13 protein-coding genes and 1 pseudogene are annotated in these 13,245 nt (G+C 63.5%); 2 read left to right on the top strand and 12 right to left on the bottom strand.

The window, feature by feature from the left end; genetic code table 11:
* Window positions 1–7: 7 nt before the first annotated feature.
* The 8 genes and pseudogenes from EBS11_RS05150 to EBS11_RS05115 all read right to left on the bottom strand — a co-directional run bounded on the left by EBS11_RS05150 (window position 8) and on the right by EBS11_RS05115 (window position 9,553).
* A complete protein-coding gene (locus EBS11_RS05150) occupies window positions 8–2,479 on the bottom strand; it encodes a TonB-dependent receptor (RefSeq protein ID WP_290601028.1) in 2,472 nt (823 codons plus the stop codon).
* A 94-nt stretch (window positions 2,480–2,573) separates the two neighbouring features.
* A complete protein-coding gene (locus EBS11_RS05145) occupies window positions 2,574–3,326 on the bottom strand; it encodes a FecR domain-containing protein (RefSeq protein ID WP_290601055.1) in 753 nt (250 codons plus the stop codon).
* Between the two features lie 84 nt (window positions 3,327–3,410).
* Window positions 3,411–3,890, bottom strand: a pseudogene (locus EBS11_RS05140) (sigma-70 family RNA polymerase sigma factor); the annotation flags it as partial.
* A 359-nt stretch (window positions 3,891–4,249) separates the two neighbouring features.
* A complete protein-coding gene (locus EBS11_RS05135) occupies window positions 4,250–5,380 on the bottom strand; it encodes a YbdK family carboxylate-amine ligase (RefSeq protein ID WP_290601027.1) in 1,131 nt (376 codons plus the stop codon).
* Window positions 5,381–6,568 carry a cation:proton antiporter gene (locus EBS11_RS05130; protein ID WP_290601026.1) on the bottom strand — a complete coding sequence of 396 codons (1,188 nt, stop codon included), beginning with the start codon at window positions 6,566–6,568 and terminating at the stop codon, window positions 5,381–5,383.
* A 304-nt stretch (window positions 6,569–6,872) separates the two neighbouring features.
* Window positions 6,873–8,042, bottom strand: a complete 1,170-nt coding sequence (locus EBS11_RS05125) for a hypothetical protein (RefSeq protein ID WP_290601025.1) — start codon at window positions 8,040–8,042, stop codon at window positions 6,873–6,875.
* Window positions 8,036–8,674 (bottom strand): GNAT family protein, encoded by a 639-nt coding sequence (locus tag EBS11_RS05120; RefSeq protein ID WP_290601024.1) that lies wholly within the window; start codon window positions 8,672–8,674, stop codon window positions 8,036–8,038. The genes EBS11_RS05125 and EBS11_RS05120 overlap by 7 nt, the downstream gene beginning before the upstream one ends.
* A 9-nt stretch (window positions 8,675–8,683) precedes the next feature.
* Window positions 8,684–9,553 carry a MoxR family ATPase gene (locus EBS11_RS05115; RefSeq protein ID WP_290601023.1) on the bottom strand — a complete coding sequence of 290 codons (870 nt, stop codon included), beginning with the start codon at window positions 9,551–9,553 and terminating at the stop codon, window positions 8,684–8,686.
* A gap of 233 nt (window positions 9,554–9,786) precedes the next feature.
* On the opposite strand from EBS11_RS05115, the gene EBS11_RS05110 reads away from it, so the two are divergent.
* A complete protein-coding gene (locus EBS11_RS05110; RefSeq protein WP_076566305.1) occupies window positions 9,787–10,116 on the top strand; it encodes a cytochrome c in 330 nt (109 codons plus the stop codon).
* 11 nt (window positions 10,117–10,127) lie between these two features.
* Complete coding sequence (locus tag EBS11_RS05105) at window positions 10,128–10,469, top strand: cytochrome c (protein WP_290601022.1); 342 nt, start codon at window positions 10,128–10,130, stop codon at window positions 10,467–10,469.
* Window positions 10,470–10,498: 29 nt separating this feature from the next.
* Here the strand turns inward: EBS11_RS05105 and EBS11_RS05100 are convergent, their stop codons facing one another.
* Genes EBS11_RS05100 through EBS11_RS05085 form a run of 4 tightly spaced genes read right to left on the bottom strand, consistent with a single transcriptional unit; the run spans window position 10,499 to window position 12,933 of the window.
* Entirely contained in the window at window positions 10,499–10,882 is a 384-nt protein-coding gene (locus EBS11_RS05100) for a DoxX-like family protein (protein WP_290601021.1), read from the bottom strand.
* Window positions 10,879–11,349 (bottom strand): DUF2269 domain-containing protein, encoded by a 471-nt coding sequence (locus tag EBS11_RS05095; RefSeq protein ID WP_290601020.1) that lies wholly within the window; start codon window positions 11,347–11,349, stop codon window positions 10,879–10,881. The genes EBS11_RS05100 and EBS11_RS05095 overlap by 4 nt, the downstream gene beginning before the upstream one ends.
* Window positions 11,346–12,464 (bottom strand): saccharopine dehydrogenase NADP-binding domain-containing protein, encoded by a 1,119-nt coding sequence (locus tag EBS11_RS05090; RefSeq protein WP_290601019.1) that lies wholly within the window; start codon window positions 12,462–12,464, stop codon window positions 11,346–11,348. The genes EBS11_RS05095 and EBS11_RS05090 overlap by 4 nt, the downstream gene beginning before the upstream one ends.
* A 46-nt stretch (window positions 12,465–12,510) precedes the next feature.
* Entirely contained in the window at window positions 12,511–12,933 is a 423-nt protein-coding gene (locus EBS11_RS05085) for a DUF1841 family protein (protein ID WP_131373609.1), read from the bottom strand.
* Between the last annotated feature and the right edge of the window lie 312 nt (window positions 12,934–13,245).

The raw sequence follows: 13,245 nt of genomic DNA, 5'->3' as shown, positions 1-13,245 counted from the left end.
GAGGCAGTTAAAACTTCGTGCGCAAGGTGAACATCACGTTGCGCGGTTCGCCGTAGAAGCCCGTTTCGAACAGGCCCAGGCCCGTCAGGTACTTCTTGTCCATCAGGTTGTTCACATTCAGGCTGGCAGTCGTGTTCTTGCTGATCTCGTAGCGGGCCATCAGGTTGATCAGCGCGTAGCTGCCCTGGCCTATGCGCGCATAGTCTTCGGCGGCCGGATTCCACAGCTTGCCGAAATAGCTGCTTTGCCAGTTGATGCCGCCTCCCACGGTGACCTTGTCCAGGCTGGCGGGCAGGCGCCAGATGCCTTGCACGCGCACCAGATGGGCCGGCTGCGTGGTTTGCAGCATGGTGGAAAAGACGTCCTTGCCATCCGCATCGCGCACATGCGCATACGTGTAACCGGCGCTCAGCTTCACGTCCTTGGCCACTTCGCCCGTCACTTCCAGTTCCAGGCCGCGGCTGGTGATGCCATCGATGGCTTTGTACGCCTCCTCGCCATTCACCTCGCCCACATAGCTGGCCACATTGCTCTGGCGGATCTGGAAGACGGCGGCGCTGGCATTGACCTTGCCCTCGAAGTATTCGGCTTTCACGCCCGCTTCAAATCCCTTGCCGCGCACGGGCGAGAGGAAACGGCGGTTCGCGTCGCGATTGCTTTGCGGCGCGAAGATGCTCGTGTAGCTGCCGAAGAGAGAGTATGTTTTATCGAGATCGTAGACCACGCCCGCATACGGCGTGACGACGTTGTTCTCCTCGATGCGCGAGGTGATGCGTGCGGTGCCGGTGTCGAAGAAGCTGCGGTCCTGCTCCTGCTTGTAGTCGCTTACGCGCGCGCCGACGATGAGAGACAGCGCGTCGACGGGATGCAGTCGTACGGCGCCATACAGGCCGCTCTGGCGCGTGCTGTCGTTGTCGTTGCCCAGGCGTTTGAAGGCCGGTTCCGCGTACTGGCCGCGCCAGTCGAAATAACTGCCTTCGACGGGCGGGTAGACCGATTCGTAGACGGGACCATCCTGCTTCGCCGTTGATGACGAATAGCCAAGCATGGCTTCATGCTGGCGGCCAAAGGCAGTAAACGGGCCGCTGGCGTCCACGTTGACAGTCGTCTGGCGGCGGTCGCCCTTGTATTTTCCCATGAAGAAATACGCGCCCTCGCCCGTGACGGGATCGGGATTGCCGCCGCTGGCCGAACCGAGCACGCTGTCATGCTTGCTGCGCAGCTGGTTGGCGCTTAGCTTGATTTTCCAGTCGTTGGCAAACGTGTGTTCCAGCGACGAGAACAGGGTGGTGTTCTGCATGTCGCGGCGGCTCCAGCCGGTGGCCGGATTCCACGAAGTGGGAAAATCCGTGCGCGAGCCATCGGAAAACAGCACGGGGAACCCGGTCCAGGTCGAGCCGCGCGGCTTGTAGTCCTGGTGCGTGAAGCCGGCCGTCAGCAGGGTGACGGGCGTCAGGTCCGCCTCGACGATGCCGTAGGCGACGGATTTCTGCTGCTTGTAGCGGTCAAGGTAGGAATGCTTGTCCTGGTAAGCCCCCACGAGGCGGCCGCGCACCGTGCGGCTGGCGTTCAGGGGGCCGGAGACATCGACTTCGCCGCGGTAGTTGTCCCATGAGCCGGCGCCCAGGGTCGCTGCCCCCGCGAAGTCGGCGGTGGGGCGCTTGCGCACCATGTTGACGGTGGCCGAGGGATCGCCCGTGCCGCTCATCAGGCCCGTCGCGCCTTTCAGCACTTCGATGCGGTCGTAGATGGCCATGTCGCTGTTGGTCGTGCCCCAGTCGTACACGCCGTCATAGATGGCCGAGACGCCGTCGTACTGGAAATTGGTGACGGCAAAGCCGCGCGCCTGGAAGCTCCAGCGGTCGCTGTCGTAGTTTTGCACGCTCACGCCGTTGACGTTTTTCATGACGTCGGAGACTGCATTGCTGTTCTGGTCATCCATCTGCTGGCGCGTGACGATGGTCAGCGATTGCGGCGTCTCGCGCTGGCTCAAGGCCAGGCCCGTGGCGCCGCTGGCGGGACCGCCCGTGTAGCTGCCCGTGCCGCTGGTGGCGGCGTTGCGCTCGGCCGCCGCCACGACGGTGACGCCGCTCATGATGGCCACGCCGCGGCTGTCCGGCGTAGGAGCATTCGTGCTGGCGGGGATCTTTTGCAGCAGGTAGCCGCCATTCGGCTGCGGCACGGCTTGCAGCCCGCTACCGGCCAGCAGCACGCGGAAACCATCGTGCACGCCATAGCTGCCTTGCAGGCCGGCGCTGCGCAAGCCTTGCGTGGACTCGCTGGAAAACGACAATAAAATGGCGCTGTCGCTGCCGAAGCGCGTCAGCACGTCGCCCAGCGCGCCGGCTGGGATGCTGTAGACGCGCATTTGCTGGTTTTGAGCCTGGACCAGCGCGGGCACGGTGAGGGCCATGCCGATCTGCGACAGGGCGCAGGCGAGGATGGTACGGGTCAGGAGGGAACGCGAAGCGTGATGCATGGAATAAAACCTTTCGTGGATGCGCAAGATGGAGACTGCCTGCCTTCCAAGTCACGCGGCCACGGTGAAACAGCTCACTTTGCGAAAAATATTGTCAGCGCCGCGCCAGTTCGATGCGCACCACCTGATGTCCCCAGAAGCGCGTGACGGTATTGCGCCGCAGATGGAGGCTGGCGCTGACGGCGTCGAGGATGGCATCCACGTCGGCCAGCGGATAGGAACCGGAAACGCGCAGGCCGGCGATGGCCGCTGTGCAGCCCAGCGGGACTTCGCTGTAGCGCGACAGCTCGGCGAGGAAATCGGCCAGGCGCATGTCGCGCGCCACCAGCATGCCATCGAGCCAGGCGCCTCCATACGGCGCCAGCGCCTGGCGGTGATGGCTGTCACTGTCGAAATGCGCCCCTTCGCCGGGATGCAGCATCAGGCGCTGGCTGCCGTCATCGGCCAGCACGGCGATGGCGCCTTCGAGCACGCCGGCGCTGGCATAGCCATCGTGCAGGCGCACGGTGAAGCGCGTGCCCAGCGCCTGCAGGGTGCCGTGCGGCGTACCGACGACGAAGGGCCGCTGCGCCGCATCCTTGCCGGTGGCGATGAAGATTTCGCCGGCCAGCAGTTCAATGCGGCGCTGTGCGCCGCTGTAGGCGACATTCACGGAAGTATTCGTGTTGAGCGTGAGCTGCGTACCGTCGCCCAGGGTCACCACGCGGCGCTGGTTGACGCCCGTGCGGTAGTCGGCCGTCCAGCTGCGCCACGGGCTGCGGCGATCGAACGCGTACAGCGAGGCGCCGCAGGCCAGCAGCAGGGCCAGGGTCTTGACGGCGGCGCGACGTGGCGCATTGGCTTGCACGCAGGCGCGCAGCAGGGTGGCGTGCGCCTCGGGCGGCAAGTGCTCGTGCTGCAGTTGCAGCTGCTGCCACGCCTGCGTGGCGCTGCCGGCCCGCTGCAGATGGCGTTTCACGGTGGCCAGCGAGATGCCGAGCTGGCGCGCGATGTCTTCCTGCGGCAGTTCGTCGAGCTGGCGCAATAAGAAGGCCCGCTTGACGGGCGGCGGCAAGCCATCGAGCATGCGGTCGAGTTCAAATACGGTGGACAGCAGCAGCGCCCGTTCTTCGGGCGACGGGGCGTGCGGGGAAGGCAGCTGCGCCAGCACGTCCAGGTAGGCTTGCTCCAGCTTCTGGCGGCGGTAATGGTTGAACAGCACGCGCTGCGCCACGGTGGCGAGAAAGGCGCGCGGCTCGCGCGCGGCGACGGCGTCTTCGCGGTCGAGCAGGCGCAGGAACGTATCCTGCGCCATGTCGGCCGCGCAGGCCGTGCTGCCCAGCTTCTTGCGCAGCCAGCCCTGCAGCCAGCCGTGGTGGTCGGCATACAGCGTCGCGATGTCCTGGCGGTGTAGCGGCTCTGCCAGCGGCATCGCGTTCCCCTTGCTTGTCCCATCCGGCTGGGCTGGTTTCTTGGTTTAAGCAGTAATAAGAATCATTCTCACTTATTGTAACAAGCGGGGCAGGTGGCTGTAAATGACGGGGGCGGCGGGTGTGGTTTTTTGGGCGCCTCGTTGGCGCCTGATTGCACCCCAAAAGCAAGATCCGGGGTCGGACCCTGGCAGTGCAGGTCTTGGGGCGAACGGGCCACGTTGCTGGGGTAAAAGACACGATGACTGGCAAAACCGTCGCGAGCGGAAGGGAGAGGTGGCTGAGAAGCGCAACCGTACGCAGGTACGGTGAGCATCGCAGGCCGCCTATGCCGACGCGCAGCAGGTTTGGCCAGGCATCCTCAGTAATTCATGGGTTCGCCCCGGAAGCAGCGGATGGCCGAATCGACCATGCCCTCGGCGCTGCCCTGCAGGCTGTGCTGCTTGCGCAGGTATTGCGCGTCGCTCCACTGCTTGGCCACGTCCGACAGGTGCTTCAGGGCGGGCGTGCTGCCCAGCGCCTCGGCATGCGGCTCCATCTTGCGCAGGGTGGTCATGATGTCTTCGCGCAGCGACATCGTCTCGTAGGTTTTCGGGTGCGTGATGGCCCCATCGAGGCCGAAGCGGCAAGCCTGGAAGCGGTTGTAGTTGTACACGAGGTAGTCGTCTTCCACGGGCGGCGCTTCCTTCTGCTCCAGCAGGTAGCGGCACAGTGCCTGCAGGTAGGCGGCCAGCGCGGCGGCACGCTCCACCGTCAGCGGCGTATCGCACACGCGCAGTTCGATGGTGCCAAATTCCGGCTTGGGACGGATATCCCAGTAAAAATCCTTCATGCTCTTGATGATGCCCGTGTTCTCCATCTTGGCGAAATACTCGTTGGAGAATTGCTCCCAGCTCAGCGTGAACGGCGCGCGCCCGCTCATGGGGAAGGCGAACACGGAATTCAGGCGGGCCGAATCGAAGAGGGTATCGCGTCCCTGCACGTAGGGCGAGGAGGCCGACAGGGCGATGAAGTGGGGGATATAGCGGTTCAGCGAGTGCAGCAAGAACATGGCGTCGTCGCCCGAGGCGCAGCCGATGTGCACGTGCTGGCCGAAGATGGTGAACTGCTTGGCCAGGTAGCCGTACAGCTCCGAGATTTCCTGGAAACGGGGCTTGGAAAAGATCTTTTGCGACGACCATTGCTGGAACGGGTGCGTGCCGCCGCCCGCGATGCCGATATTGAGCTTGTCGCCCGCCGTGACCAGGGTATCGCGGATTTCCTGCAGCTGCTCCAGCAGGGGGCCGTGATGCGTGTGCACGCTCGAGTTGATCTCGATCATGCTCTCGGTGATTTCCGGCGTGACGTTGCCGGGAAACGGCTTTTTTCCCAGCAGGTGCAGCAGGTCGGGGCTGGCGGCCGTCAAGTCGTAATCCGACAGGTTCACCAGTTGCAGTTCGAGTTCGACGCCGAAAGTCAGCGCGGCCGATTGGCCAAAGGGTTCCAGCGGCATTTAGCGCTCCTTGATTTCGTGGGTTTCTTTGGCCAGCATCAGCACGCGCTGAACCAGCACGGGGCCGACCAGTTCCAGGCCCAGCGTGACGGCGGCCAGGGCATTCAATTCGTCGCCGAAGTTCACGCCGTGCTGGCGCGCGTGTTCGAGCAGCAGGATGATGAAGACGGAGACGGGCGTGAGCGCCACGCCCGTCAGGATGCCCTTGCGCCAGGAGATGCCGCTGACGTGCGAGAACGCGGCCACGCCGACGACTTTCGTCAGCAGGCGCCCGCCGACGACGGCCAGGGCCAGGGCCGCGCCGGCCGTCACGCTGCCCCACTCCAGGGTCGAGGCGGCGTACACGAACAGCAGCACCGTCAGCAGTTCGCCGAGCGCGCCGAAGTTGCGCTGCGCCTGGCTGAAGGCGACGCGGCGGTGGCGCGCCACCAGACCGAAGGTCAAGGTGGCCAGCAGCGGCGACAAGCTGGTGGTGTAGGTCAGGGCGACGAGCAGCATCACCGACAGCGCGAAGGCCACGGTGGCGTCCTGCGCCATGTTGCCCAGGCGGCGCAGCATGGCCGGCACGACGATGCCGAAGACGGTGCCGGCGGCCACGGAGGCGGCCAGCACGGCGGCGCTGCTGCTGGTCGCCTCGATCAGGTCGGTGGAGCTCTGGAACATCCAGAAGCCGATGATGATGTTGAAGGTGAAGACGGCCAGCACGCAGTTGAGCGCCGTCAGGTGGACGATGCGTTCCGTGACCTGGCCCGAGCTGCGTTCCTCGTTAATCACGCGCATGATGGTAGCCGGCGAAGTGGACATGGCCAAGGACGCCAGCAGCAGTGCCGTCATCGAGGTGGTGCCGAATTCGATGCCGATGAAGTAGACGACGGCAAAGGTCAGCAAGGACTCGACCAGGCCCGTGACGGCGATCCACGGGTTGTTCTTCAGCCAGCGCAGGTTGATGCGGTAGCCGACCTCGAACAGGATCAGGCCGAAGGCCACGTCGGCCAGCACCAGCATGGGGCCGGCGTCCGTCTGCGGCAGGATGCCGACCTGGGTTTGCGCCAGGATGAAACCGATCACGCCATAAAAACTGATGCGCGGCAGGCCAGTCCAGCGGTGACCGAATTCACCGACGACCCAGGCCAGGGTGATGGCGAACGGCCAGGACAGGTCGGCGGCGATCGAGATCAGACTTTGCATGCTCATTCCTTTGAAATAGCGCTGGCACCGGCCGGCAGCATGGGAGCTGGCGCGGCAATGTCGTGGTGCAGCGATGGTGCATTGTTTGCGCAGAGCGATGCGCCGATTCTACCGGAGCAGAAGGCGCGCACGATGTGCGCAATCGAACAGTGTCACGGCCATGGCGGCCGCGCACAAGATGCAGCAGGGCGGGCTTGCCAGTATCGATGGCGCGCACCCGCAGCGGAGAAGCTCCGCGGTGGTTCTGTCCCGCAGTGTACGACATGGCGGCGGCATGCCGCCATGGACTTTTTGTTGCGCGTCTTTATTTACTGAGCAAACGCATGCCCCGTTCCAGTCCATCGATCGACAGGGGGAACATGCGGTCGTTCATCAACTGGCGCATCACGCCGATGGATTGGCGGTACTGCCACAGGCCTTCGGATTCGGGATTGAGCCAGATGAATTTCGGGAAGGCGCTGGTAAAGCGCGCCAGCCAGACGGAGCCCGCTTCCTCGTTGTTATACTCCACGGAGCCGCCCGGCTGCAGGATTTCATAGGGACTCATGGTGGCGTCGCCGACGAAAATGAGCTTGGTGTCGGGCGGGTATTTGCGCAGCACGTCCCAGGTGGGGAAACGTTCGGCGTGGCGGCGCCGGTTGTTCTTCCACAGCGTGTCGTAGACGCAGTTATGGAAGTAGAAGAACTCCATGTTCTTGAATTCCGTCTTCGCCGCCGAGAACAGTTCTTCCGTGCGCTCGATATGGTCGTCCATGCTGCCGCCCACGTCGAACAGCATCAGCACCTTGATGCGGTTCTTGCGCTCAGGGCGCATCTTGATGTCGAGATAGCCCGCGTTGTTGGCCGTGGCGGCGATGGTGGCGTCCAGCGCCAGTTCATCTTCCGCGCCTTCACGCGCGAACTTGCGCAGGCGGCGCAGCGCCACCTTCAGGTTGCGCGTGCCCAGTTCGCGTTCGCCGTCATAATCCTGGTAGCTGCGCGCTTCCCACACTTTGACGGCCGTGCGGTTGCCGCCCTTGCCGCCGATGCGGATGCCTTCCGGATTCGTGCCGCCGTTGCCGAACGGTGAAGTACCACCCGTGCCGATCCACTTGCTGCCGCCTTCGTGGCGCTCTTTTTGCTCCTTCAGCAGCTCGTTGAGGCGGTCCATCAGCTTGTCGTAGCCGAATTTTTCCAGCTGCGCCTTCTGTTCCTCGGACAGCTCGCGCTGCATGCGCTTGAGCAGCCAGTCCAGCGGAATTGCCGCATTCGTGTCGAAAGCCGCGTTGACGCCCTTGAAATACTGCGCAAAGGCGCGGTCGAACTTGTCGAAATGCGCTTCATCCTTGACCAGGGTCAGGCGCGACAGATAATAAAAATCATCCATCGACGCCTCGATGACGTTCTTTTGCAGTGCCTCGAGCAAGGTCAAAAATTCCTTGATCGAGACGGGTATCTTCGCGTCCTTGAGCGTGAAGAGGAAATCGATCAGCATGGCGGCGCCTCTGCCGCGCGCGGCAGCGCTTGAATCGGCCGCTGCGCCAGCTTGTAGCGCAGGTGCGCGGCGATCTCCGGCCACTCGCCCCGTGCGATGCTGTACATCACCGTGTCGCGCACGGTGCCGTCGCGGCGCAGCGCATGGTGGCGCAGCACGCCATCCTTTTTTGCGCCCAGGCGCTCGATGGCCGCCTGGGAAGCGTGGTTGAAGTTATCGGTGCGCAGGCCCACCAGCGCGTAGCCGAGGGTGTCGAAGGCGTGTGCCAGTAGCAGCAATTTGCAGGTAGTGTTGACGTGGCTGCGCTGGCAGCGCTTCGCATACCAGGTGTAGCCGATTTCCAGGCGTTTGATCTCCGGCACCACGTCGTGATAGCTGGTGGTGCCGAGTACCTCGCCGCTGGCCACGTCGATGACGGCAAAGGCGAAGCGCGAGGGACGCATTTCGATGCCCTTGAAGATGTACTGTTCCACCTGTTCGGGCTCGGGAACGGACGTCACGCGCAGGTTCCACAGTTCGCCGTCCATGGCTGCCGCGCGCAGGCCAGGCGCGTGGTGCGGCGCCAGCGCTTCGAGGCGGATGCCGTGCAGTTCCAGGGGGACGAAGACGTTGTCAGGGCTGATGTCGTTCACCGGCGCTCCTTAACGGTTGGTGCGGGACATGAACATCAGGCGCTCGAACAGGTGCACGTCCTGCTCGTTTTTCAGCAGCGCGCCATGCAGGGGCGGCACGACGGCCTTGTTGTCCTTGCTGCGCAATGCTTCGGCGGGAATGTCCTCGGCCAGCAGGAGTTTCAGCCAGTCGAGGAATTCCGACGTCGAGGGCTTTTTCTTCAGGCCCGGCACGTCGCGCACTTCGTAGAAGGTTTGCAGCGCCTGTGCCAGCAGTTCCTGCTTCAGGTGCGGGTAATGGACGGCGACGATCTGTTCCATCGTGTCCTTGTCCGGGAATTTGATGTAATGGAAGAAGCAGCGGCGCAGGAATGCGTCCGGCAATTCCTTCTCGTTGTTCGAGGTGATGATGACGAGCGGGCGGTGGCGCGCCGTGACCATTTCGCGCGTTTCGTAGACGTAGAATTCCATGCGGTCCAGTTCGCGCAGCAGGTCGTTGGGGAATTCGATGTCGGCCTTGTCGATCTCGTCGATCAGCAGCACCACCGGCTCGGGTGCCGTAAACGCCTGCCACAGCACGCCCTTGACGATGTAATTCTGGATGTCGCGCACGCGCTCGTCGCCCAGTTGCGAATCGCGCAGGCGCGAGACGGCATCGTATTCGTACAGTCCCTGCTGCGCCTTGGTGGTCGATTTGATATGCCATTGCATCAGCGGCATGTTCAGCGCGGCGGCCACTTCCTCGGCCAGCATGGTCTTGCCCGTGCCCGGTTCGCCCTTGATCAGCAGGGGGCGCTGCAGGGTCAGCGCCGCATTCACGGCCAGTTTCAGGTCGGCGGTGGCGACATAGCTGTCGGAACCTTCGAAGCGTTGGCCTTGCTGGGGGTGCGGTGTTTGCATGAACGGTCTGCCAAAGTCGGGAAACGGTGAGTATAAACAGAACTGCCGCGCACCGTCACGCCGGTGGCTTGTGCCCGCATGCCGACAGTGGCTTTTTTGTAGGTGGACTTGCAAGAATATCTTGGTTAGAATCGGCAAGCAGAAGATTAATTGTCAACCTTAATTGTCAACACATAAGATCAAAAAAAACCAGCCTTTGCGTTTCTCCGATTACCTTTGTTCACTTTGCCACTATGAAAAAAATATTTGCACTTCTCGTGCTTGCCGGCATCGCCAATGCCGTCACAGCGGCTGACATTGTAGGAAACGCCAAGGCAGCCACTGCCAAGGTGGAAATGTGCATCGGTTGCCATGGCATTCCGGGCTACAAGGCGACCTTCCCCGAAGTGTTCCAGGTGCCCATGATCGGCGGCCAGTCGGCGAAATATATCGAGAATGCGCTGCAGGCCTACAAGAAGGGCGACCGCAAACACCCCAGCATGAAGGGCATCGCCAGCAGCCTGTCGGACCAGGACATTGCCGATGTCGCCGCCTATTATTCGCAACAAGCCAAGCCGAACTGAGGACCAGCCAGATGAAAAAACTACTCGCCTCCCTCGTTTGCGCCACCGTTTCGTTCGGCGCCGGCGCCGCCGGCAATATCAACACGGGCAAGGCCCTGGCGGAAAAATACAGCTGCGCCACTTGCCACGGCAAGGATTATGGCTCGCCCATCGACCCGTCGTATCCGAAGCTGGCGGGCCAGCACAAGGATTACCTGGAGCATGCGCTCACCGCCTACAAGCGGGGCGACAAGGCCAACGGCCGCAACAACGCCATCATGACGGGCCAGGTGAAACCGCTGAGCAACCAGGACATCAAGGACCTGGCCGCCTATTTCCACAGTCTGCCGACGACCCTGGTCATCCACCGCTGATCCGTGCTGATCCCGGTCCCGAAGCCACGCTAGCCGTGGCTTTTTTCATACAGTGCCAGAAATACGAGGCCGGTGACCAGCGGGATGTTTTTCGTCAGCGGCCCGAAAGGGTGGATCAGGAATTCCGGCAGGAAGACGGCGATCACCAGCGAATAGCCGGCCACCAGAGCGCACTGCATCCACCACAGCCACGGCCGGGCGTGCAGCAGCGAGGCGATGCCCATGGCCAGGTCGGCCAGGCAGGAGGCGGCAAACACTTGCTCGGTATGCAGCGTGACGCCGCTGCGGCGCAGCCAGGCGAGCGATTCGGCATGCGGATACAGGTACCAGGAGACGAGCGCCGTCCAGAGCCAGATGAAGGCCATGCCGAGGCGCAGGGTCCAGTACAGCCGGCGCAGGTTCGCCGGCGTCATGGCGCGGGCTTGGCCACCATCAGCCAGTAGACCAGCATGAGGGCGAAAAATGCCGGCACGCCGAGCCAGAACCAGCAGCGCGCATAGATCCAGTACAGGCGCGGCAGCGGCGTGCCCGTATCATCGGCCAGGCGGGCCAGGCTGCGCATGCGGATCTGCAGCCACACCACGGGCAGCCAGCAGGCGCCAGCCAGCGCATACAGCAGCATCGAGGCGAGGACCCAGCCGGACAGGATCGGATAGCCGGCCAGATGCGCCAGCGCCAGCCCGGACAGCGGCTGGACAATGACGGCTGGCGTGGTGAACAGCCAGTCGGCCAGCACCGTCTTTTCGGCCGACAGGCGGATCGCGCGCACCTCGCCGCCCCGATCATTGATCCATTTGAAGAAGGCGATGCCGATGCCGGTGCCAAACAGGATCGTGGCGCTGAGGATGTGCAGCCATTTGACGAACAGATACCAGCTCATGCCGGTACCTCGGTCACATCATAGCCTTGTAGCGCGGCCAGGTAAGCTTCTACCGTGAGCAGGCCGACGCAGGGCGTGGCGCCGCGCGGCAACGGTACGCCGCCGCTGGTGGCGCTGGCCAGGCGGTTCGCCAGCGCGATCGCCGCGCCGCAGGGGATATGCGGACCGTGATTTTGCGCCGCCAGCAACTGCCATGTCAACGCCAAGGGCCATCCATCCAGTCCCACGCCTTGCATCGTCACGAACATCGCGCCCTTGTCGCTGACCAGCGGTTCCACCCGCTTGCTGATGGCGTGCAGCGGCTGGACCAGCGATAGCAGGCTGCGTAACAGGCCCAGCCGCACCAGCTGCGCGGCGGCCCAGACGAACAGGTGGCCGGGTGCGCCGGCAAAACCGGCGTGAAAGGTGACGGTCTCGAGGCCAGGATAGCGTTGCGGGAACAGCGCCAGGTCGGGCACGTCGCAGCTGCCCAGCAAGCGTCGTCCCACGGGCGCGGCAAAGCGGTGGCGCTTCAGGTCTAGCCAGCCATGCGTGGTTTCCTGGGAGCCGGCGACGAGGCGCTGGAATGGTTTGCCGCAATACGAGAAGATGCCAGCCATGGTGGCGATGCCCGGCGCGCGGGCGCCGGAGGCGATGCCGTGGCGGACCGATGTCAGCTGGCGAAAACGCGGCAGGTAGCGGTCCACCACGGCCGACGAGAGCGCCGGCAGCGAGCTGGCGCCGCTGGTGACGAAGACGTCGCGCTGGCGCGCCCGCTCGTCGAGGCGGGTAATGCCGGCGACAAAATCGCGGCCGTCCGCCAGGTCGATGTAGTTGGCGCCGGCGTCGATCGCCGCGCAGGCGACGCGGTAATCCTGGCCCTGGAAGGGGCCGGCGGTATGGATCAGCGTATCGACGCCCAGTTCGGCCAGGCGCCGCGCCAGATCAGGCGCCTGCGCATCGAGCGCCAGCGCCTGCTGCGGCGGCAAGCCCAATTGCGCCGCCAATGCTCCGGCCCTGGCGGCGTCGCGCCCGGCCACCAGCAGGTGGATATCTTTGTTGCCGGCCAGCGCCTGGCAAATGCGCGTGCCGAAAAAACCGTAGCCGCCTAGTACAAGAATGGTGTGATGGGCCAAGATATCCTTCAATTGATGAGTTTCTTGGCAACATGATACTACCTGATCAGCGGCGCCGTACGCAGTCGATATAGGCGTCCGTGTCCGGCGGCAAGCCCGAGCGCTGCGAAGCCCAGATCATCTGGCCCAGGCATTCCATCACCTCGTGGTGGGCCGCATGGGCCGAATCGAGGCGCTGCGTCAGCTGTTGCACGGCCGGGCGGATGCCGCGCGGCTGGTCCACCTGCACCTGTTCCGTGATCGACAGGTGCATGGACAGGTGCAGGAAGGGATTGGCCTGGCCCCCTTCGACGGAGTAATCGCGCGCCAGCGCCGCTTCCACGTCGGCGAGTTCGTTTTCGTATTCGGGGTGTTCCAGGATCCAGTCGAGCGCGATGGCTTCCATGGGCGTGAGGATTTCGTGGGCTCGGTGCTTGCGCAATGTTTCGCAAAAGAAACGGCGTACATCGTCGGAAGAGGGGTTGAACATGGCTGAGTATTCTGGCTGGATGGATGGCTGAAGGGCAGCCGGCATTGTAACGCGTAGGCAAATAGTGGGCAGCCGCAGGCCTTTTTTATGCTGTCCGTCCCGCTCCATGACCCGATAGTTACCGAAATTTAATACCTTGCAGTAAGTATTATCCACGATCCCCGCGCCCCGGCGGCGCCAAATAACGGTGATAAAATCGCCGCTCTTGATATTTGCACTGGACAGGACGGCGATTTCATTGCCGGTTTTCGGCCGACAACGATGTCGCGCCGTCCATTGCCCGCACCGTTGCCACCCGTACTCGCTCCCCAT

The sequence above is a fragment of the Janthinobacterium sp. genome (assembly GCF_009923995.1).
GTDB lineage: Bacteria > Pseudomonadota > Gammaproteobacteria > Burkholderiales > Burkholderiaceae_D > Janthinobacterium.
This window is presented reverse-complemented; position numbering and strand designations above follow the sequence as displayed.